This window comes from Stappia sp. 28M-7 (assembly GCF_014252955.1).
GTDB lineage: Bacteria > Pseudomonadota > Alphaproteobacteria > Rhizobiales > Stappiaceae > Stappia.
Genome location: NZ_JACMIA010000001.1, coordinates 1,446,776 through 1,470,554, shown reverse-complemented (window position 1 = coordinate 1,470,554; position 23,779 = coordinate 1,446,776). Strand labels below are relative to the sequence as shown.

Here is a 23,779-nt window from a genome sequence, read left to right as displayed (position 1 = left end):
TTTACAGTGAACAGGACGGCAGTATAGGGCGGGCCCAGCCGTGGTTCCAGCCTGCTATAAGCCGGGTTCTTGCTCTCGATTGCAAGGCCGGCATGCCTGGACCCTCGCCCATATTGCCAGATTTTTCATGCCCGTGCCGCCAGTCCGGCAAGGGCCTGCGAAAGGCGCCCCGCCCAACCCTGAAGATGCGGCGGCTGCAGGAAGCCATGGTGGTCGCCGCCGGTCTCGTGCAGGACGAAGCCGCCACCGGCAAGCGCCTGCCAGGCCGCTGTTCCGAACCGCGCCAGCCCCTGCTCCGTGCGAACCAGCGTCAGCGGCGCCGCACAGGAGGCCGGCTCATATTCCGCCAGCGCCGCCTGGTTGGCCGCAAAGACCGCAAAGAGGCGGCGCAGGTCCCCAGCGCTCATGCCGGGATGCCGGCGGGTGAAGGCCGGGGACGCCAGCAGCTGACCGGCAAGGTCGTCGCCTGCGGCAAGCGCCAGGGCTTCCCCGCCCAGAAGATCGCGGACGAAGGCCGTCCGGCAGGCCTGCTCCGCCGTTTCTCCCGTCGCGGCATCGCCGACAAGCCAGGGCTCGATGCGCGAAAGCTCCTGCGGCGTGTAGCTGTCCAGCAGAGCCAGGAAGTCGACGCGCTCGCCGGCGGCCTCCAGCTGACGCGCCATCTCGAAGGCGAGCACACCGCCCATCGACCAGCCGGCAAGGCGGTAAGGCCCCTTCGCACGCATGGCGCGCAGCTGTTCGACATAGTGCGAGGCCATGGCAGGCAGGCCGGTGATCGCCGGACTTTCCCCCGCAACGAGGCCAGAGGCGCGAATGCCATAGACGGACCAGCCTTCGGGTAGCGCGGCGGCAAGGCCGGCGTAGCACGCCACGGTGCCGGCAACCGGATGCACGAGGAACAGCGCCGGAGCATCGTCCCGTCGCGCGACGCGCAGGGGCACGATCAGCGATGGCATGCCCGCGGCATCTGCCTTGCGCGGGATGGCGTCTGCCGGCAGACGGCGGCGCAGCAGGCTGGCCTGTTCGCCCAGCGTTGCGGCCGCGCCGAGATCGGAGACGGACAGGGTGACGCCGAAGCTGCGCTCGATCCCTCCGAGCAGACGCACGGCGGCCAGACTGTCGCCTCCGCTTTCGGCGAACCTGTCGCCGCGCCGCAGATCCTTGGCATTCCTGTTCAAAGCCCCCGCCCAGACCTCCAGCAGGAGGGTCTCCACCTCGTCCGGCACGTCATCGGCCTCAGCGGCGTCCTGCGGTAAGGCCGACCGCTCGGCCAGTCTGCGCAGCGCCCGCCGGTCGACCTTGCCGCCGGGCCCGACCGGGAGCGCATCGATGCGGTGGATCACCGAGGGCAACATGTGCAGCGGCAGGCGCGCGGAAAGCCGATCCCGCAAGGCGGCCGCATCGAAGCCCGCCTCGGGCACCGCCACGAAGGCGACAAGGAAGGCCCTGCCCTCGCCATCCGCTTCCGCCAGTACCGCGACCTCGCCCAGCCCCTCGGCCGCAAGGGCCGCCTCGACCTCTCCCGGTTCGACGCGGAAGCCGCGGATCTTGACCTGATCGTCGATACGGCCGTGGAAGGCGACCGTGCCGCCGCTGTTCGGCAGGAAGGCCGCAAGGTCTCCGGTGCGATAGAGACGCACCGGCGGCTCGCCGGGATCGATGGTGCGCAAGACGAAGCGCTCGCGCGTGAGGTCGTCGCGGCCGTGGTAGCCGATGGCAAGGCGGGCGCCGCCGATATGCAACTCGCCGACGACGCCGTCGGGCACCGGATTGCCGTGACGGTCGAGAATATAGATCCGGGTGCCGGCCAGCGGCCGGCCGATGGGCACGGGAGCGCCGCGGTCGTCCGGCGCCACATCGTGCACGAGGGCGGTGATCGTCGCCTCGGTCGGGCCATAGGCGTTGAGCAGGCGCGCCCGCTTGAGCCCGCTGTCGGCCCAGAGTGCAACGACATCCGGGCCCAGCGCCTCGCCGCCGCAAATCAGCAGGCGCAGGGAGAGCCCGGACAGGTCGGCCCCGCCGGCCTTCCAGGCCTGCAACAGCTCGCGCAGATAGACCGGCGGCAGGTCGGCGACGGTGATGCGCTCGCGCTCGAGCAGCTTCAGGAAGTCCGAGGGCGCACGGACGGCCGTGCCGCCGAGGACGAGGCGGGCGCCGCTCGCCAGAGCCGGCAGGATCTGCTCCAGCGCGGTATCCACCCCGGGCGAGGCGAATTGCAGCACGGCGTCCCGCTCGCCGAGGCCATAGTGATCGACGACCGCCCGGCAGTGACCTGCAAGCGCGCCGTGGGACACGGCCACGCCCTTGGGCGTTCCTGTCGAGCCCGAGGTGTAGATGATGTAGGCCGGGTCCTCCGGTCGCAGGACGACGGGACGGCGGCGAGCCAACTGCGGGCGCAGGTCCCAGCCGTCGCGGTCGAGCCGGACAATGCGCGTCCCGGTCGCAGCCAGTTTGCGCGCGCGGGCGGCCAGCCCCTTCGGCGCCAGGACCAGCGTGGCGCCTGCATCGCGCAGGATCAGCGACAGCCGCTCGTCCGGGTGATCAGGATCGAGCGGCACCCAGACCGCGCCGATGGACAGCACCGCCAGCAGGCTGGCAATGCCGCCCGCCTCGCGCCCGGCGAGCACCGCAACGCGGTCGCCCTGCCGGATGCCGCAGGCCGTGAGGGTGAGGCACAGGCGCTCGACCTGCCGCTGGAGCTGGCGGCCAGTGAGCGTTTCACCCTGACCGCCGAGAACCTCGGCGGACGGCGCCTGCCGCAGGCGGGCCTCGATCCACTCGTGAACCAGCCCTGCCGGCGGCGCAGCCTCCGTTGCCGCGCTCCAGCTGTAGAGCGCTCGCTCGCGCTCGGCCCGAGTGAGCATGGCGAGCTCGCCGAGCGGCGTTTCGAGATCATCGAGCATCGCGCTGGCGAGCGTCTGGTAGTGACCGAGCATGCGCTCGATCCGGGAGGTGGCAAACCGTTCGCCGTCGAAACTCGCGACCAGCAGGAGGCCCCCGCCTTCCTCGTAGACCTCAAGGCCGAAGGGCGTGTCGCCCGGCTGGCGGATCTGCGGCAGATGTTCCACCCGGCCGAGCTCCGGTGGCAGATCGATGCCAGTGCCCTGCGGGAAGTTCTGGTAGGCGTAGCCGACCTGCCAGGGTGCCCGCCCGTCGGCCGCGCCGCCGAGTCCATGCGCGACAGTGGCAAAAGGCACATCGGCGCGGGCCATCCCCTCGCCCAGCGCGCGCTGTGCGGTGTCGAGCAGTGCAGCGGCCGGGAGCTCGCCGTCGACGGCAATGCGCAGCGCCATCATGTTGGCGCAGTAACCGATGGTTTCCTCGAACCGTCGCTGCGGCCGGCGCAGTGTCGGCACGCCGACAATCAGGTCTTCCTGGCCGGTGTGGCGGTAGAGGAGCACCGAGAGAACCGCGAGGTGAAAGGCGGCGGGGCTGGTGCCACGCTCCTGCAGGATTTCTCGCATGCGGGCGACCAGCGCCCGAGGCAACCGCTGCTCCACCACGCCATCGCGGCGACCGGTCTCCGCCGCCAGAGCGTCCCTATCGGCCGGCAGGTCGAGCCCCGGCAGCTCGCCGGACAGCGTCTCGCGCCAGTAGCGAAGTTGCTCTTCGCTGCGCGTCGAGGCGAGCAGGTCACGCTCCCAGGCGATGAAATCCGCATAGTCGGCACGGTTGGCGGCAGCAGCAGAAGGCGGCGTTCCGCCGGAGGCGAAGGCCGCGTAAGCCTGCCAGAGCAGACGGGCGGCGACGGCAGCGGACGCGCCGTCGATGGCGATGTGATGGAAAGTGACGAGGACCAGGCTCTCGTCGGGCCCGAGCGTTCCGCCCTGCAGCAGCTCGAAGCGCACCGGCGCTTCTGTGGCGAGGTCGAAAGGCCGCGCCAGCCGGCGGCGGGCGAATTCAGCCGGCTCGATTTCCTTGGGGATGGAGAAGGTCGCAAGACGCGGCGCGGCGCCGGCCTCCAGCCTCTCGCCCTGCCCCGCAACGCGTGCGGTCAGCACCGGGAAGCTCTCGCAAAGCCAAAGGCAGGCGCGGGACAGGGCCTGCTCGTCGATGCCGCTCACGCGGAAGGCCACCGGCACGTTGTAGTCCGTCCGGCCGGGATAGAGCGTCTGGAGGACCCAGAGCCCTTTCTGTCCCTCGCCAAGCGGAGACTGCCAGGGACCGTCCCTCACCGTGGGCGCTTCCACCGGCAGCGCCGCCGGCTCCTTTGCCGCGATGCTGGCGGCAAGCGCTGAAAGCGTCGGATGCCGGTCGAGATCGTCATGGGTCAGCGCATGCCCGTGCGCCTCTTCGACCGCGTAGACCAGCCGCATCCAGCCCATGGAATCGACGCCGAGGTCGCGAAGCGGCCGATCCGTGGGAACCTGCGCGGGCAACACGCCCCGGACGGCGGCAACCGTTTGCCGGAGCGTCTCCAGAGGTGCGCTGCCGCTCGCGGTGCTGCCTGGCGCCGATGTCGGCTCCAGTTCCGGAGATGATGCCTCCGGCAGCCTGCCGATCCAGTGGCGCTCGCGGGCAAAGGGATAACCGGGCAGGACCAGCAGGCCGCGCCGGTCGCCCTCCTCGTCCATCTGCGGCAAAGGCGTCATCGATGGATCGGTCGCGGCAGCGTCCAGCCCGACGGCCAGTTCGTCCACCGAGGAGGCGGTCAGTTCGACGCCGCAGGCCATCGCCTCGCGGCCGAAGCGCAGCGTGCGCGACAGGCGGTCCAGCGACACATCCGGCGTGGCCCTCACGAAGGCAGCGAGTTGCCATAGCATCGCTGCGAGCTGGTCCGGCGTGCGCGCCGAAACGGGGAAGCGGAACGGACCTGCGGCTTCAGGACAGCGCTGCGCAGACGCTGAGGCGGGTGCTTCCTCCAGCACCAGGTGAACATTGGACCCGCCGGCGCCAAAGGAACTGACGCTCGCGCGCAAGGGCTGCGCCTCGCCGTCGACGATGCGCGGACGCCAAGGCTCGGCCTGAAGCTGCGGCACGAAGGGCGTTCCGGCGAAGGGAGAGCCGGCGGCTTCAAGGCCCGGCAGGCCGGGCGACGGGACTAGACGGCGATGCTGAAACTGCAACAGGACCCGGGTGAGCTGGGCCATGCCGGAGGCGGCCTCCGCATGGCCAACATTGACCTTCACCGAACCGAGCGGAATGCCTTGCGCACCCGCGAAGACCCGGCCCAGTGCCCTCAGCTCGATGGCATCGCCGATGGATGAGCCGTTGGCGGCGGCCTCGACATAGCCGATGGAGCGCGGATCGATGCCCGCCGCCTCGAGATTTTCCGCGAGCAGACGGGCCTGCGCATCGACATTGGGCACCGCATAGCCGGCGGAATGGCCGGCATGATTGGCCATGCTGGCGCGGATCACGGCAAGCACGGTGTCGCCGTCGGCCAACGCATCGGCCAGCGGCTTCAGCAGCACCGCGCCGACGCCCTCGGACGGCAGGTAGCCGTCGCCGCCGGCGAAGCTGCGGCTGGCGGAATGGCTGCCGACGAGGCCGGCCTGGCTGAGCCCGACATATTTTTCCGGCAGCAGCGACAGGTTGACGCCGCCGGCTATCGCCAGCCGGCACTCGCCGGTCGCAAGGCTCTGGCAGGCCTGATGCACGGCCTGGAGCCCGGAGGAGCACATGCTGTCGACGGCAACGCTCGGCCCCTGCAGGTCGAAAAAGAACGAGGTGCGGTTGGCAATCGCCGAATAGGACGAGAGCAGCAGCAGCGCCCGGCTTTCCGCATCCATCTCCAGCGCCTTGTAGTGCTGGTACATGGCGCCGACGAAGACGCCGACGCGGTTGCCGTAGCGCTTGCCCAGCCAGGCGCGCGTGTGGCCGGCGCGTTCCAGCAGGTGCCAGGCCGTTTCCAGAAACAGCCGCTCCTGCGGATCGGCGAGCGCCGCCTCGCGCGGGCTGTAGCCGAAGAAGCCGGCATCGAACCGGTCGACGTCGTCGATGAAGCCACCCCAACGGCAATGGCTGGCAAGGGGCTGGCCCTTGCGCGGTGACCAGTTCGTCTCGACATCCCAGCGCTCTGCCGGCACCTCGCGAACGCAGTCGCGCCCCTCTTCCAGCGCCTGCCAGAACTCCTCCACCGTTCGCCCGCCGGGGAAGCGTCCGGCAACGGCAATCACAGCGATGCCATTGGAAGCGGTGGCAGGAACTGCCGGGACCGGCACGGGAGTCGGCGCCTCCTTAACGCTCGCGACCGTGCCCCGACCCATCGCCTCGAGCTCCGCGGCCAGCCTCGCGATGGTCGGATGTTCGAAGAGAAGCGTCTGCGGCAGAGAGCCGAAGCGCGTTTCAAGCGCTGCCACGATGTCCAGCGCCGAGACGGAATCGACGCCGAAACGGTCGATCGTCTCGTCCGCCCCCAGCCGCTCGGCGGGGATCTTCAGGACTTGCGAGAAACACGCCCGCACCGCATCGAGAACGGCACCGCTCGCAACTTCAACGGCAGTGCTCTTCACCTCCGCCGCGCGAGCGGGCATCGCAGCTGGGCGGGAGGGCGGCGCAGAGGCAACCGCTGCGTTGTCCGACGGCTGCACGAGCTCGCGCAGACGGCTCTTGTCGCCCGACAGCACGAGGAGCTGGTCTTCGCCGGAATGCTGCAAGCCGAAAGCAAGCGTTGCAAGCGCTGCTTCGGTGGCAAGCGGCACGGCGCCGGCCTGCCGCTCCATCGCGGAGACCACCGCTCCGGGAAGGCGCATGCCACCATCCTGCCAATAGGGCCAGTCGATGGAGAGCGTGCGGCCGCAGCACGCGCCGCGCGCGGTCCGGCGATTGCGCTCCTGCGCGAAGGCATCGAGGAAGGCGTTGGCCGCGGCATAGTCGGCCTGCCCGGGATTGCCGAGGGCACCGGACGCGGAGGCGAAGAGCACAAGGAAGTCGAGCGGATCGCCGCCGAGCGCCGCATCGAGCGCCAGAGTGCCGGCGACCTTGGGCGCGAGGACCGCACGCAGATCGGCCTCGGACTTGTTGGCGATCAGGTTGTCGCGGGTCAGGCCGGCGGCATGTATGACGCCATCGAGACGGCCATGCGTTGCCCGGATCTCCGCGACCAGCGCCCGCATCGCGGCTTTATCCGCGACATCCGCCTGACGGTAGACGGCGCGCGGCCCGAAGCGGGCAAGGGTCTCCTCGAGCGCGGCCGGGCGCGCGGATCTGCCGGTGAGCCAGACAGTCGCGCCGGGCGCCTTGGCGACGATATCGGCGGCGACATGCAGCCCGACGCCGCCGGCTCCGCCGGTGACCAAATAGACGCCGTCCGGCTTCCACGGCACGGCCAGTGCCTGGGCGTCGGCCTCGACCTCCCGCCAGCTCCGCACGAGACGCTGGTCCCGGCTGTAGCGAATGTCGTGATCGGACTGCGCAACTGCGGCCTCGCGCGCCAGCAATCCGGCCAGATCCGGCCGGGCTAGGTCGAGCGAAATCGCCTGACAGGCAAGGGTCCGATGCTCCAGGCGCGCACAGCGCAGCAGTCCGGCAAGCCCTTCGGCCAGCGTGTCCGCGGCGGGAAGCACGAGCTGCAAAGTGGTGGCATCCACGCGGCTCGCCGCCACGTCCTTGAGCAGGGCAAGCAGCCCGGCGGCGTGATCGGCGAAGCGCTCGCTCTCGTCCGCACCCTGGCTCTCCAGCTGCACGATCCGGGCTTGCGGCATTTGCAAACGCAGGCGGGAGGCCGTGTCGTCCGTCGCCCCGTACAGCACGACAACATGCCGGCCCAGTGAAGCCAAGGCAGCGGCGGGCAAGTCCTTTTCCTGCCAGTGCGGACGGAACAGCAACGGCAAGGCGGGGGCCGGGGCTGGCGCTGGCGTCCGAGGCGCGGCGGCGGCCCCCTCGGGCAACCAATAGCGCTCTCGGGCAAAGGGATAGGTCGGCAGGCCGATAGGAATAGGGCGGGCGCCACCGCGCAGCTTTCGCCAGTCCACCCGCGTGCCGCCGACCCAGGCGGCAGCCGCGGCCTCGAGCGATGCGGGCAGCGTATCCTCGGTGCGATTGCGCGGGGCACGGCCGCGCCAGATACCGCCCCCCTCGCCTCCCTGAAGCGCAGCGTCCAGCAGACGGGCCAGGTCCGCCTTGTCGCCCGCGACGATGGCAAGCCGCTCCTCGAAGGCCTCGCGCCCCTCCTGAAGGGTCGCGGCGGCGGCGGGAAGATCCGCCTCGGGCATGGCGTCGAGGCGCGCGCGGAACCGCTCTAGCACCTGCTGCAACTGTCCCGCTTCGCGGGCGGAGAACGGATAGACCGAACGGGCGGGCGCGACCTCCCGGCGAGCGGGTGCCGGGTAGTCCTCGATGATCAGATGGGCGTTCGACCCGCCTGCGCCGAACGAGGAGAGCGCTGCAAGATGCGGCAGCTCGTTGCCCTGCCCGTCCCGCCGCCGCGGCCAGTCTTCCAGGCGCTGCTGGACGCGGAAGGGCGAGGCGGCGAAATCGATCTCGCGGTTGAGCGTTGCCGAATGCAGCGAAGGCGCCAGCCGGCCATGGCGGAACTGCAGCAGGACCTTGGTCAGGCCGGCGATGCCGGCCGCGCTCTCGCCATGGCCGATGTTGGACTTGACCGAGCCGATGGCGCAGAAGCCGCAAGCCTCTGTCTCCCGGCGATAGGCGCGGGACAGGGCGGCGATCTCGATGGGGTCACCGAGGCTGGTGCCGGTGCCGTGCGCTTCGACATAGCCGATGTCCTCGGCCGCGACGCCCGCGCGCTGCATGGCGCGGCCGATGACCCCCGCCTGAGCCAGCGGGTTCGGCACGGTGTAGCCGTTGGTCTTGCCGCCGTGGTTCAGCGCCGAGGCGCGAATGACGCCATGGATGCGGTCGCCGTCGGCAACGGCGCGTGAGAGCGGCTTCAGCAGCACCGCGCCGACGCCCTCGCTCGGCACATAGCCGTCGCCGCCCTCGCCGAAGCTCTCACAGCGCCCGCTGCTCGACAGGAATCGCCCCTGCGCCAGCGCCAGATACTTGTTGGGATGCAGGGTCAGGTTGACGCCGCCGGCAAGGGCAATGCTGCAATCGCCGGCACGCAGGGCTTCGCAGGCAAGATGGATCGCCGTCAGAGACGACGAGCACATGCTGTCCACGGCCATGCTGGGGCCGTGAAAATCGCAGAAATAGGAGACCCGGTTGGCGATAGAGGCCGCGCTGCCGGACAGGGCGAGCGGCCGGCCGGCGGCAGTGCTTTCCGCACCGTAGAGCTGATACTCCTCGTACATGACGCCGACGAAGACGCCGACATCGCCTCCCGCAACGCCATCGCCGGACGGCGCCACGCTCTCGCGGGTGTAGCCGGCATCCTCCAGCGTTTCCCAGGCGCATTGCAGGAAGAGCCGCTCCTGCGGATCGAGATAGGGCGCCTCGCGCGGGGAGATGTTGAAGAAGAGCGGATCGAAACGGTCGAAATCGTCGACGAACCCGCCCCACTTGCCGCGCGGCAGCCCGCCCCGCCCCTCCGGATCGTGGAACCGCGCATGGTCCCAGCGTTCGGCCGGAATCTCGGTGATGCAGTCGCGCCCCGCGGCGAGGTTCTCCCAGAACGTCTCGACATCGCGCGCGCCGGGGTAGCGACCGGCAAGGCCGATGATGGCGATGGGCTCGTCCCTTGCGCCGCTCGTACGCTCGCGAACGGGCGCCGCAGCCAGAGCAACGGTCGCCGGGGCCGTATCGACCGGCGCGGCTCCCACGATCTCCGAGAACTTTTCCGCATGGGCGGAGGCGAAATGGCCGGCCAGTGAGGCGATCGTCTGGTGCTCGAAGAACAGCGTGCTGGAGAGCGGGCCGAACACCTTGCCGAGTTCGTCGGTCAGCCGGGTGATCAGCAGGGAGTCGATGCCGTAGGTCTCAAGAGCGGCCTGCGGGTCGATCTCGCCGAGCGGAACCTCCGTCTCGCGCGCGACGACCTCCGCAAGGTAACGCTCGGCGGCAGTGACCAGCGAGGCGGAGGTTTCCGGTTTCGCCGGCGAGCGGATCTCCTCCGGCGACGGCGCTCCCCTCACCAGACGCAGGGTGAAACCGCGGATCGCGACGCGAACGGTGCCCGCGCTGTCGGCGAGATCGATGTCGATGCGGCGCAGACCATCGGCTGCCGGCTGCTCGCGCAGATGCGCCCACATCTCCTCGTCCGTCGGGCCGAAGACATCCATCCGGTTCAGCGCGAAGGGCAGCGCCGCCGTCCCTCCGGGCTCTCCGTGGAAGAGGCCGAGCGCCGCGTGGAAGGCAGCATCGAGCATCGACGGGTGGAGATGGAACGTCTCGCCGCGCGCCGCCTCCGGCAGCCGCAGGCGGGCCAGCGCCTCGCCGTCGCCGGCCTGCATCTCGACCACACAGCGGAAGGCCGGACCATAGGACAGGCCGAGCGCGGCATAGCTCGCATAGAGCCAGTCGCGGTCGAGCACGGCCGGGCAGTTTCCGCGCCGCGCCGAAATGTCGAGAGGCGCCGGGGCCGAGCCGGCCGGCAGGGCCACGACGCTGCCGCGCATGTGCTCGGTGTCGGTTCCCGAAAGCAGGCGGAAGCCCCTTGAGCCGGCCTCGCCATCTTCCAGCGGCAGCCGCACCTCGACCGAGCCGGAGGCGAGCTCCAGCGGCCGGCGCCATGTCACATTATCCAGGCGCACGAGATCGCGCCCACCGGCGGCGACGAAAGCGCTGCGCGCAAGCTCAAGCCCCATTGCGGCCGGCAGGATCGGCATGTCGCGGAAGCGATGATCGTGCAGGTAGAAGGCCGAGGCCTCGAGACGGCGGGTGAAAGGAGCGCCGATCTCTTCAGTGACCGCCTCCCCCCGTGCCGTGTCTGCAGGCTGTTCACGCATAGCGCCGCCGCCGGCACGGTAGATGTCGCGGGCGAAGGGATAGCCCGGCAGACGGATGCGGCGACGCGGGCCGGCTGCTTCCGCGAAGCCGGAAAGGTCGCCGCCGGTCACGAAATGCCCGGCCCAATCCTCAAGGCTCGCCGGCTCGGACACGGGGCCGCGGACGGATGCGGCATCGTCTCCGACCAGAAGGCCGGGGGCAGATGCGCCGCCGAGATAGGCCGTCAGCATGCGCAAGGCGTCCGCCAGGGAGTGCGCGACGAATGCCAGCCGCTGCTTCATCGGCGTGCGGCCGACGCGCAGCGTGAAGGCGATGTCGGCCAGGTCGGCATCGGTGAAAGACCCGGCTTCCAGTGCCTCGGCAAGGTCGCTCGCGCGCTCGCGGAGGCGCGCCGCATCGCGGGCAGAAAGAACGATCAGTTGCGGGCCAAGTGCTGCGGCAGACTGCGGCGCCGACGGATAGTCCTCCAGCACCGCATGGGCGTTGACCCCGCCGAAGCCGAAGCTGCTGACGCCCGCCCGCAGCGGCAGCTCGCGGCCTGCGGCATCGCGCGGCGCCGTCCACGGCCGGCCCTCGCGGGCGACCTCGAACGGGGAGCCGGCAAACTCGATATACGGGTTCAGCGTGTCGCAGTGGAGGCTCGGCACCAGACGGCGATGCCGCATCTGCAGCAGCACCTTGGCGAGGCCTGCGATGCCGGCGGCGAGTTCCAGATGGCCGATATTGGTCTTCACCGAGCCGATGCCGCAGGAGCCCTGCACCCGGTCGCCGGCAAAGACCGCCTTCAGCGCGTTGATCTCCACCGGGTCGCCGAGGGCAGTTCCCGTGCCGTGCGCCTCGACATAGCCGACGGTCGACGGGTCGATGCCGGCGTCCCGATAGGCCGCACGCAGCAGATCGGCCTGCGCCTGCGTGTTCGGCGCGGTCAGCGAGTTGGCGCGGCCGCCGTGATTGACCGCCGTGCCTCGGATGACCGCGAGGATCGGGTCGCCGTCGCGCAGCGCATCGGACAGGCGACGGAGGAGGACCATGCCGGCGCCTTCACCCCGAACATAGCCATTGGCTTGCGCCGAGAAGGTCTTGCAGCGCCCGTCCGGCGCAAGCATGCCGGCCTTGGCGAAATTGATATGCGCTTCCGGCGTGACGATGGTGTTCACCCCGCCGACCAGGGCCATCTCGCAGTCGCCGTCGCGGATCGAGCGGACCGCGCGATGCAGGGCGACTAGAGAGCTGGAACAGGCCGTCTCCACCGGCTCGCTCGGCCCGTGCAGGTCGAGGAAATAGCTGATGCGGTTGGGCCCGACGGACGCCACCGCGCCTGTCGCCACATAGCCGTCGCCGCCCGTGTCGCCCGCAACGAGATCACGGTAACCGCTGGTGGAGGTGCCGACGAAGATGCCGACCTTGCGCCCGGCGAGATCGCCCGGCGCGTGGCCGGCATCCTCGATGGCGTTCCAGGCGTGCATCATCATCAGCCGCTGCTGCGGGTCCATCAGCCGGGCTTCGCGCGGCGAGATGCCGAAGAACAGCGGATCGAACTCGAACACGCCGTCGATGAAGCCGCCCCAATGGATGTTGGTGCGGCCCGGCTCCTCCCTGGGGTCGCCGTCGATGTCGCGCCAGTCCCAGCGGTCGGGCGGTATGCGGGTGATGCAGTCGCGCGCCGAAACGAGGTTCTGCCAGAAAGCGCCGGCATCGCGCGCCATCGGGAAGGCGCAGCTCAGGCCGACGATGACGACCGGGTCGTCTGCGGCAAAGGCGTCGTCTGCGGCAGGACGCTGCGCGTCGACCACGGGTGGCAGATCCGCAACAGCGGGCTGCGGATCTGCAAGAGCCGGCGCTGCAACGAAATCGGCCCCGACCAGACCCGCGACATGCCGCGCAAGGCGCGCCAGCGTTGCGAACTCGAAGAAATCCGCCGGGGTCAGCGAGAGGTCGAGCTCGTCGTTGATGGCGGAGGCGAAGCCGGTCATCGTGATGGAATCGAAACCGAATTCGCCGAGCTCCGTCTCCGTGTCGAGAACGGAGGGATCGACTTCCAGGACGCGCGCGGCGATTGCGGTCACGCGGTCGAGCACTGCCGTTGCGACCGTCTCCGGACGAGCCGAAGGCGGCGGCGCGACCGACGACCGACCAGCCGGCGGCGGACTGACCGTGCGGGCGGAGAAGCCCTCGAAAAGCGCAAGAACACAGCCTGTCGCGTCGCACAGGCGCACGGTATGCGTGGCCCCGTCCCGTTCGCAGACCGCCCACATGACAGGCTCCGTGGGGCCGATCACGACGAGACGGCGCAGCGCATAGGGAACGGCGAGCGCGGCCTCGTCGTCCGCGGGCAGCGCCAGCAAAGCTTGCAGCGCGCCGTCCAGCATGGACGGATGCAAGGCCATGCCGCCCGTCACTGCTGCCGGAAGCTCCAGCCGCGCAAGCACGCGCCCCTCACCGGTCGCCAGGCTGGTGATCGGTCGGTGGGCAGGCCCGTAACCAAGACCCAGCGCCGCGAACCGCGCATAGAGACCGGACGGATCGACCGTTCTAGGCATGCGCCTGCGCAGGGCGTCGAGATCGACCGGCGGCAACACAATGTCCGGCGCGGCGCGAACGCGGCCCTCGCCATGCACCTGCCGGCCCTCATGGCCAGAGGTCAGGATACGGTAGCTGTCGCCGGCCTCCCCCAACTCTACCTCTAGCCGCACGGGCGCCCCGTCGACGGCGACCGGACGCGTCCAGACATGCCCGGTGAATTCCAGCGGCAGCCCGGCAAGGCCGCGTCGTTCCAGCTCGGCCCTGACCTGCTCGAACTGGACGACACCCGGCAAGATCTTGCGGCCGCCGACAAGATGATCGCGCAGAAAGCTCTCGCTTCCATCGAGCAGCGGGCTTGCCGACCTTGCCGGCGCGCCTTCGCTGCCGCGCACCCAGTGGCGCGTGCGGGCGAAAGGATAGCCCGGAAGCCGCACGCGCCTGCGTCCCGCGCTGCCGGGAAGCTGCGTCCAGTCCACATCGAGACCGCGCACCCAAAGCGCCAGCAACTCATCATGCCGGCCGCGAGAGACGAGGCCGGCCGCTGCCTGCCGGAGATCGACGTCGCCCTCCAGAACCGAGATGACGGCACGGTTCGCCCGCACCCGGCCGAGATGCAGTCCGCCCATTTCCTCGCCGGCAAGGAAAGCATCCAGCCGCCTGATCGCGTCGTCGCGCCCGCTGGCGACGAAGGCCAGGCGGTGCTCCATGGCATCGCGCGCCACCTGCAGCGTGTGCGCGACATCGGCCAGCGACACCGCCTCTCCCGCCTCGTCGAGATGGCAGCGCAGATCGCTCGCCATCGTCCGGAGTTGGTCCTCGCTGCGGGCGGAGAGGACCAAGACGGCCGGCCCGCCGGTTTCGGCCGGCTGCGCAACCGGCGCGGCGACGTGCTCTTCCAGAACGACATGGGCGTTGCTGCCGCCGAAGCCGAAGGAACTGACGCCCGCCCGGCGCAGCAGCTCGCGTCCCGACGCATCGCGGACGCGGGGCCACTCCTGCGCCTCGCGCACGACGAAGAAGGGACTACCCTCCAGTTTGAGATACGGGTTCAGCCGGTCGCAATGGAGCGTCGCTGCCATCTTCCCGTGCCGGATCTGCAGCAGCACCTTGATCAGCCCGGCAATTCCGGCGGCGAGCTCCAGATGGCCGATGTTCGACTTGACCGAGCCGATGCCACAGGACGGCGCGGCGCCTGCGCCGAAGCGCCCTTCCGCCTCTCGCGCGAGATCGGTGAAGGCGGCGGACAACGCCTCGACCTCGATCGGATCGCCGAGCGGCGTGCCGGTGCCGTGCGCCTCGATATAGCCAACAGTGCGCGGATCGAACCCTGCGGCGCGATAGGCGGTGCGCAGCAGTTCGGCCTGCGCCTTCGGATTGGGCGCGGTCAGGGACGCGGCATGGCCGCCGTGGTTTTCCGCCGAGGCACGGATCACGGCAATGATGTCGTCGCCGTCGCGTTCGGCCGCCTCCAGCGGCTTGAGGAACACGAGGCCGACACCCTCGCCCCGCGCATAGCCGTTGGCCGCATCGGAAAACGGCTTGGAGCGCCCGTCGGGCGACAGCATGCCCGCACGCGAGAACCCGACAAAGGCTTCCGGCAGCAGCAGGGCGTTGATGCCGCCGGCAATCGCCGCATCGCAGTGGCCGGAGCGGATCGCCTCGACCGCGCGGTGGACGGCGACCAGCGCGCTGGAACAGGCGGTTTCCACGGCAACGCTGGGGCCATGGAAATCGTAGTAGTAGCTGATCCGGTTGGGCCCGAGCGAGGGGGCGAGCCCCGTCATCGAGTAGCCTTCGACGCCGCTGCCGGACGCTGCGACCAACCGGCTGTAGCCGGTGTCCGCCGTGCCGAGGAAGACGCCGGTGCGGGAGCCGGCAAGATGCGAGGGCGCGTAACCGGCGTCCTCCATCAGCCGCCAGGCCTCGGTCAGCAACAGCCGCTGCTGCGGGTCGATCATGCGGGCTTCGGGCGCGGAAATACCGAAGAAAGCGGCGTCGAACTCCGCAAGCCGCTCTCCGATAAAGCCGCCCCATTTCACATTGGTGCGGCCGGGCTCGCGCTGCGGATCGCCCCACCAGTCGCGCCAGTCCCAGCGCTCGGCCGGCACCTCGGAAATGCTATCGCGACCCTCGACGAGGTTCTGCCAGAAGGAGGCGACATCCGGGGCGCCGGGGAAGATGCCGCTCATGCCAATGATGGCAACGGCGCCGGAGGCAGTCTCAGCGACGGCCCCAGGCACCTGCACCCGCGAGACGACAGCCGCAGGGATATCCGGGACAGCCGGCGGCGCCACTTGCGGCGCCGGTGCACCGCCCAGAACGGCGACCATCTCGTGGGGATGACGATCCGCCAGATGCTCCGCGAGCGTTTCCAGCACGGGATGCTCGAAGAACAGGGTCGGCGTCAGGTCGAGGCCGAAGCGGTCGTTCAGCCGATTGGCGAACTGGGTGAAGCTGATGGAATCGAACCCGTATTCGGTCAGCTCCACATCCGGATCGAGATCGTCGAGCGCGACCTTGAGGATCGCACCGGCCTCCTCGGAGACCGCGCGCAAAACCCGCTGCCGCAGATCGCCCGTGTCGACCTTTGGGGCGACGGCAGGCTTCGGCACGCTCTCGGCCCTTGCCTGCGGGCGAGCTGCGGTGCGGGCAACGAGATCGCGGATGCGCTCGCGTTCGCCCGCTGTGACCAGCACGCGGGCGGCGCCCGGCGCGATCTCGTCGGCCAGCAGGGCGGCCAGCACGTTGACGCCGGCGGCGGTTTCAAGCGGCACGAGGCCGGTGGTCCGGCGCATCAGGGCCTCGGTGGCGGCATCCATGCCCATGCCCCCGTCCCGCCACAACGGCCAGGCGATGGAGAGCGTGCGGCCCTGACACGCGCCGCGCCGGCGCCGTGCCTCGCGGTCCTCGGCGAAACCGTCGAGGAAGCCGTTTGCCGCGCCGTAGTCGGCCTGTCCTGGATTTCCCAGCGCACCCGAAATCGAGGAGAAGAGAACCAGAAAGTCGAAAGGAGCCGTGCCCAGTGCCCGGTCGAGATTGACGAGGCCTCGAACCTTCGGCGCGAAGACCTCCCGCAACTGCGTCGCCGTTTTCTTCTGCAGAGCCTCGTCGCGCAGCACGCCGGCAGCATGGAACACTCCGTCGAGGCGGCCATGTCGCGCGCGGATGCCGTCGACCAGTGCCTGCGCCGACTGTGCGTCGGACAGGTCGGCCGTGGCATGGGACAGCCCGTCCCCGGCAAGCGCCGCGACGGCGCGGCGGCCGGCAAGCACCACCTTCGCACCCGGAGCCGAGGCCAGGATCGCCCGCGCCAGATGCCGACCGAGACCGCCGGTTCCGCCGGTTATCAGATAAACGCCACCGGCGCGAAGCGGCAGCGCCCCCTCGCCGCGCGAGCTGCGCGTCTCCTCCCCAAGCTCTTCCCAGGTTTCAGCCTCAAGGCCACCCGCCCCAAGGCGGAAGCTGTCGAGCGGAAGATGGCCGGCGACCTGCAAGAGGTGCGCGGCGACCGATGCCGCATCGACACCCGGCTCCGACGCAATCAGCTGTCCGTTCAGCCCAGCATGCTCGCGCGCGGCGCTGCGGAGCAAGCCGACGAGGCCGGAGAGCGCCTGCCGCCCCTCCCCGCCCGGCACGACCACCTGCACCAGGGCGCGGCCGGACTGCGCCTTCAGCACATCGAGCAGCTGCAGCGTTGCTGCCTCGAACCGCGCGGCAGGATCCCCTGCGGGATCGCCCGCGAGCTCGACGACCTCGGCGGCGACGAGATGCGGCGCAAGGTCGTCGCGTTTGACAGCATCCGGCGCGACGAGAACGAGGTGCCGGCCGGCTAGATTTGCCGCACCTTGCCCCTCCACCGGACGCCAGGTCGGCATGAAGCACGGCGTGTCCTGAGGCGGCGCATCGACATAGCTGCGGGTCGCGAAGCCGCGCAGGGCAACGCGTGCGTTTCCGGCATCGTCCAGCAGCAGGAGATCCATGCGCCGCGTGCGGGGATCGCCGCCGGATGCAGGGCGCGGCTGGATATGCACCCAAAGGTCTGTTTCCAGCGGCCCGAAGATCTCGACGGCCTCTATGGCGAACGGGAGCGCTGCCCCTTTCGGCGCGGTCCCGTCCTCCTCAAGGACAAGGCCAATGGCCGCCTGGAACGCACCGTCCATCAGGCTGGGATGCAGAGAATAGGCGCTGGCCGTCGCCGCTATCGCCTCCGGTAGGCGAAGGCGGGCCAGTACCGAGCGCTCACCATCAGCGCCGGGTCCAAGGGCAAGAGAGGCAATCGCCCTGTGCCCCGGCCCATAGGCAAGGCCCATGGCATCGAACGCGGCATAGACCCGCTCCGCCGGGATCATGCGCGGATGCGCCAGCTTCAGGGCCGCCAGATCAACCGCCGCAGGGGACGCGGCGAGAGCGTCCGTCACCATCATCTGCGCATGCAGGCGCGGCTCCTCGCCGGCCGCAACGCTCAGAACCTCGGCGCGGCGGGCGCCATCGGCGGCCTGCGTGAAGACGACCCGCACGCGAACGGGGCTTTCCACGCCAAGCGGGCTCATCCAGACGACCTGCCGCAGGAGCGGCCGCGTCAGGCCCGCCTTCACCGCGGCAGCCCGCACCAGCTCCAGATAGGCAACGCCGGGCAGGACCGGCCGCCCGCCGATCCGGTGGTCGGCGAGGAAGAACTCGCGCCCCGTCAGATCGATCTCGAACGTACCGGCATCAACCTGGCTCGGTGAAAGACCGGATGCAGGCGCCGCCGGCGCGGCTTGCAGCGGCAGCCAGTAGCGCTTGCGCTGGAACGGATAGGACGGGAGCGCGAGGCGCCGACGCGTCGTGCCTGCATGCAGCTGCCGCCAGTCGACGTCGGCGCCGCCGACCCAGGCACGCGCAATCTCGAGCGTATCGCGGCCGATGGGGTCGAGTATCGTTTCGTCAGCGCGCCGTCCGCGCGGAACAGAACCGCGAAGCGCGTCGCCATCCGCCCCCGCCAGCACGGCATCCATTTGGCGCAGGAGATCCTCGGCATCGCGGGCGACAAAGGCGATCCGCTCGCGCATCGCGTCGCGCCCGACCTGAAGCGTCCAGGCAAGGTCGCCGAGATCAGCGCCGGCCACATGCGGCCGCAGGCGGCGGACGGCATCGGCCAGCGCGTCCGGCGTGCGGGCCGACAGCGGCACGATCATTGGAGACGAGACGGGCGCCAGCACAGGCTGCGGCCCGCAATATTCCTCGATCACCATGTGGACATTGGCGCCGCCCGCGCCGAAGGAGCTGAGCCCGGCACGGCGTGGTTGCTCGATCCCGTCGACGACCGGACGGTCCCAGTGTCGGGCAGCCTGCAGCAGATAGAAGGGACTGCCCTCCAGCTGCAGAAGCGGGTTCGGTTCCTCGCAATGGAGCGTGCGGAACAGCGTGCCAGCACGCATGGCCAGCAGCACCTTGATCAACCCGGCGACACCCGCCGCCGTTTCCGCATGGCCGATGTTCGACTTGACCGAGCCGAGGCCGATATGCGGCACGGCCGGCGCGGGCAGGCCATGCTCGCGGTAAAGCTCGGCGAAGGCGGTCTTCAGCCCCTCCACCTCGACCGGATCGCCGAGCGGAGTGCCGGTGCCGTGGCATTCGATCAGGCTGACGCTGCGCGGATCGATGCCGGCAAGGCGATGCGCCTCCGCCACCAGACGAGCCTGTGCCTTCGGGTTCGGCGCGGTCAGCGAGGTTGCCCCCCCGCCGTGATGCTCGACGGAAGCACGGATGACGCCGAGGATCGGATCGCCGTCGCGCTCTGCAAGGTCGAGCCGCTTCAGCAGCACCGCGCCGACACCATCGGCACGGGCATAGCCGTTCGCGGCCGCCGAGAAGGTCTTGCAGCGCCCGTCGGGGGTGATCATCCCGACCTGCGAGAACATGATGTGCTGCATCGGCGACAGCATCAGGTTCGAGCCGCCGGCAATCGCCATCTCGCAGCCTTCATGGCGGATGCTCATGATCGCGCGGTGGATGGCCACGAGCGAGCTGGAGCATGCCGTATCGATGACCGAACTCGGCCCGTGAATGTCGAGCAGGAAGGACAGCCGGTTGGGGCAGAAGGCGTGGCCGAGGCCGGTAAGCTGCTGGGCATCCATGATGCCGGCCCGGTTCACCATGTCGGTGTAATCGAGCAGGTTGATGCCCAAAAACAGCCCGACCTTGCGCCCGGAAAGCGAGCCGGGTGCATGGCCGGCCTTCTCGATCAGGCTCCAGACGCATTCCATGAACAGCCGGTGCTGAGGGTCCATCAGCTCGGCTTCGCGCGGCGAGATGTGGAAGAAGGCAGCATCGAACAGGTCGTGCCCCGGCGTGAACCCGCCGTATTTCACATCCGTGAAAGGCCCCTTCTTCGGATCGCCATGGACGGCCCGCCAGTCCCAACGGTCCGCCGGCACTTCCTCAATGCAGTCATCCCCGGCCGCCAGATGCGCGGCGAAGGTCTCGAGATCCGGGCTTTGCGGAAAGCGCCCCTCCATCGAGATCACCGCGATGGGCACCTGCTCCTCGGTCGCGGTCGCCAGTGTCTGCTGGACGGGCCGCGCCGCTTCGCCGACGCGTGCGATCACCTGCCCCTTTGCGAAGGCGCGGTGGCGGGCGAGCCAATCCTCCGGCACATCGGCGGCTCCATCGGTTTCAGCCGTCGGAGGCGAGTGCGGCGGGGCGACCGTCAAAGCCGGCTGGGCCGGAGCCGGCTCGGGTGCACGGGCGGCATAGGCAGCCTCCACCGCCTTGCCGTAGCGGGCAAGCAGGATCGCCGCCAGATCGTCGAGGTGCTTTGCCTCGAAGAAGGTCGTCGGCGCGACGGTGATCGCGAAATGGCGGGAGATGCGCGCCATCACCTCGGTGATCGCGATGGAGTCGATGCCGAGATTGGCGAGGTTTTCCGTCGGATCGAGCTTGTCCTGCGGGATGCGCAAGGCCTCGGATGCCAGCCGGTGGACGTCTTCGGCAAGCCGGGCGGACAGCGTTGCCGGCGCTGACGGCTCGTTCACGCGATCACGCTCCGGCCGGCGCGAGGCGGCGCGCGCACGGGCGCGCTCGACCAGCTCCTGTTCGAGCTGCCGCGCCATCCGCGCCTTCAGGTCCTCGGGCCGCCGGTCGTCGGTCATCAAGCCAGCGTCTCCGTCAGGTCGCGGCCCGGTGCCGGATCCCCTTCCGCCAGCATGTCGCGATAGCGGCGCATGTGGGACAGCAGCTTCCACAGATCCGCCTCCCACTGGTGGCGGTAGCTGTCGATGAAATAGCCCTCGCCCAGGTCAGGCCGGTCGGTCTTCTTCGCTGCCAGGAAGCGGCCGAGCCCGGCGCTGCGGGCGAAGAGGGCCCGGGCATAGTTGCGCACGAAGAGCCCTTGCGTCTTGAGCCCGTCGCCGAGCCCGCCGGCCGCATTGATGAAGCCCATGAACAGCAGGGTGTCGTGATTGCGCGGGGTGGAATGCAGGAAGAGGTCCGGGATCTCGCCCTTCCACTCCAGCAGGTCCCGGTCGAGGAAGGGAAAATCGCGGCTGTAGCCGGTGGCGAAAAGGATCGTGTCGAACTCGCCCGAGCTGCCATCGGCAAAGGCAACCGTGTTGCCCTCGAGCGAGGCGATGTCGCCCTTCGGCACGATGTCGCCATGGCCGATGTGATAGAGGATCAGCGAGTTCATCACCGGATGGGCCGCGTCGAGCGGATAGTCCGGGCGCGGCAATCCGTAGTCGGCGCCATCATAGCCGGCGAAGCGGAACACCTCCTCGATATAGGCCAGCGTCTCCTCGCGGGTGGCGAACTTGTTGCCGAGCTCCATCATCCATTGCGGGGTCGGCTTCCCGTTGATGAACTTGGGCTGGTAGTAGTAGCCGCGGCGGGTGCTGTGATGCACGCAAGCAGCCGTGCGCACCGCATCGACAGCGATGTCGCAGCCGGAATTGCCACCGCCGACGACCAGCACGCGCTGCCCCTTGAGCTGCTCGGCGCTCTTGTAGTCGCGCGCATGCAGGATGGTGCCGGCGAAGGTGCCGAGCCCGCTCGTATCGGGCAGGCGCGGCACCCGCTGCAGCCCGTTGCAGACCACGACCAGTCGGTAGGTTTCAAAGTGCCCGGCAGCCGAGCGAAGCGTCCAGCCGCCCGCTACCGGCTCCAGCCGCTCGACCGCCGCGTTGAAGCGGGCACGGTCGTAGATGCCATGCGCGCGGGCATAGTCGCGGATATAGGCCAGCATCTGGCGATGGTTGGGATAGGGCGGATAGTCCTCAGGCATCGGAAAATCCGGCACCTGGGTGTTGAATTTCGGCGAAATCAGGTGAAGCGAGGCATAGGCGCGCCCACAAGGGGCCTCGGCATTCCACACCCCGCCGAGATCCGCTTCGGCCTCGTAGAGGTCGACCGCGAACCCGTCCTCGATCAGCTCGCGCGCGACGCCGATGCCGGTCGGGCCGCCGCCGATGATCGCGATCTTTCCGCTCATCGCACGCTCTCCCCGGCAAGACCGATCCTGCTGCCGCCGGCCTCCATCGACCCCAGCCGCACGTCCCGCATCACCATGCACGCATTACCCTGTTCGTCGTAAAGCGAAAGAACCAGCGGAAGGCCGTTGCCGCCCTCCACGTGAAGCACGGCCCGCTCGCCGGCGCTCGCCCATGCGGCCATGCTCTCGATGGCAACGGGCGGCTTAAGCGCACCGGAGGTCGCCGGCGCCGCCAGATGCCCACTGAAGCGGAAGGCGAGCAGCCGCCAGGCTGCGTCCATCCATGCCGGATCGAACAGCATGCCACCGGCCGACCCTGCCTCGCCGCGCGGACGCCGAAGCTCAGCAACGAGGCGATCCCCGACGAGGTTCACCCTGCCAACACTCGCGGCCTCGGGCGCTGCCGGTCCCGAATGGATGGCGCAGCGCTCCGCAAAGACCCGATAGGCATCGCCCAGGTCAGTGCCGTCCCCTGGCGCGAGCGGCTCCACCCGGCCGGGCCTTCGTGGAAGCTGATCTTCTGCGGCGGCGGCGCCGAAATGCCAGGGCTCGGCCTCCTCACCGTCCGCCACGACACGATACAAAAGCCCTTGCCCGTCGTCGCCGACCACGACCGTCAGCTGCCGCGCATGGCCGTTGACCGCAAGCGGGCTCCCCCACAACAGGTGCCGCAACCCATGAACCGGGCGGCCACTTGCACGCTCCAGCGCGCCGCGCGCAAGCTCGGGCAGGAAGAGACCGAGAACCAGCCGCCGGTCGGCGGAAAGATGGCTGGTGAGAGAGGGTTCATCGCCCGTGAGCGCGACGGAGAAGCGAGCGATCTCACCGCGTGCAGCGGCGCCGTCCAGCATCGGATGCGGTTGCAGCGACGACGGCGCGACTGTCGCCGGCTCCTCGTTCACGGCTGTCTCGCCCGGCTCGACCCAATAGCGCTCGCGGGCGAAGGGATAACCCGGCAGGCGGAGACGGTCTTGCGGCGGCAGGATCGACCAATCAATGGCAAGCCCCTTGGCCCAGAGCTCGCCGACACGCGACAGGCGGTCCATCTCGCCGGACGCAAGCCAGCGTGCGACAAGCGCCCTTGCATCCTCGTCCGTCTCGAACGGCGCGGTCGCGGCCCGCTCGCCATCGGAGACATGCAGCCCGGCGAGCGGACGTCCCGCAGCGACCGAGGCGAGCGCACGCAGCAGGTCTTCTCGGGTTGCGAAGGCGACGGCCAGCCTGCTGGCGAACGCGGTGCGTCCGACCTGAAGCGTGTGCACCAGCGCGCCGAGATCGAGGTCGGGATGTGCCGCGACGAAGCGCTCAAGGCCTGCAGCATGCTCCTGCAAGCGCTCGCGATCCCGGGCTGACAGGACCAGCAGCCAGGGCCCCGGCGTTGCGGTGCGGCGCGCAGGGGCCGGCGCCTCCTCCAGCACCAGATGCGCGTTCGTACCGCTGAAGCCGTAAGAACTGACGGCAGCCCGGCGCGGCGCGGCGCCTCTCGCCGGCCACGGCTCGGCCTGATGGGTCAGCGCAAAGGGCGTGCCTTCAAGCGAGATATGCGGGTTCAGGCTGTCGAAGTTCACCACCGGCGGCCGTTCGGCCTGTTCCAGGGCGAGCATCGCCTTCAGCGCGCCGGCAACACCGGCGGAAGCGAGACAATGGCCGATATTGCTCTTCACCGAGCCGATCCGGCAGTCCGCGTCCACCGGGACGCCGTGGAAGGCATCTCGCAGCCCCTCGATCTCGATGGGATCGCCGAGCGGGGTGCCCGTGCCGTGGCATTCGACAAGGCCGATGGTCGCCGGATCGATGCCGAAGCGAGCCTGCACCGAGCGCATCAGCGCGGTCTGGGCCTGCGGATTGGGCGCGGTAATGCCGTTGGTGCGGCCGTCCTGATTGGTTCCCCAGCCGCGAAGCACGGCGCGGATGGGATCGCCGTCGCGCAAGGCGTCGTCCAGCCGCTTCAGCAGAACGGCGCCGACGCCCTCGCCAGGCACGAAGCCATTGGCACGC

General features: G+C 69.7%; 3 protein-coding genes (1 of these 3 only partly in view). All 3 read right to left on the bottom strand.

Annotation, left to right across the window (positions count from 1 at the left end):
- Positions 1–125: 125 nt before the first annotated feature.
- Tightly spaced (each overlapping or abutting the next), the 3 genes in view from H7H34_RS06440 to H7H34_RS06430 form a layout consistent with a single transcriptional unit that may run on beyond the window.
- The gene (locus H7H34_RS06440; RefSeq protein ID WP_185924635.1) at positions 126–20,447 is read right to left on the bottom strand and encodes a non-ribosomal peptide synthetase; all 20,322 of its coding nucleotides are present in this window, start codon (positions 20,445–20,447) and stop codon (positions 126–128) included.
- The gene (locus tag H7H34_RS06435; RefSeq protein WP_185924634.1) at positions 20,447–21,781 is read right to left on the bottom strand and encodes a flavin-containing monooxygenase; all 1,335 of its coding nucleotides are present in this window, start codon (positions 21,779–21,781) and stop codon (positions 20,447–20,449) included. Before H7H34_RS06435 ends, H7H34_RS06440 begins: the two co-directional genes overlap by 1 nt.
- Positions 21,778–23,779, bottom strand: partial view of an SDR family NAD(P)-dependent oxidoreductase gene (locus H7H34_RS06430; protein WP_185924633.1) — the final stretch only. Its footprint extends 18,710 nt past the window's final position; the window shows 2,002 of its 20,712 coding nt (coding positions 18,711–20,712); its start codon lies beyond the right edge, outside the window — the gene reads right to left on this strand; the stop codon is at positions 21,778–21,780. Before H7H34_RS06430 ends, H7H34_RS06435 begins: the two co-directional genes overlap by 4 nt.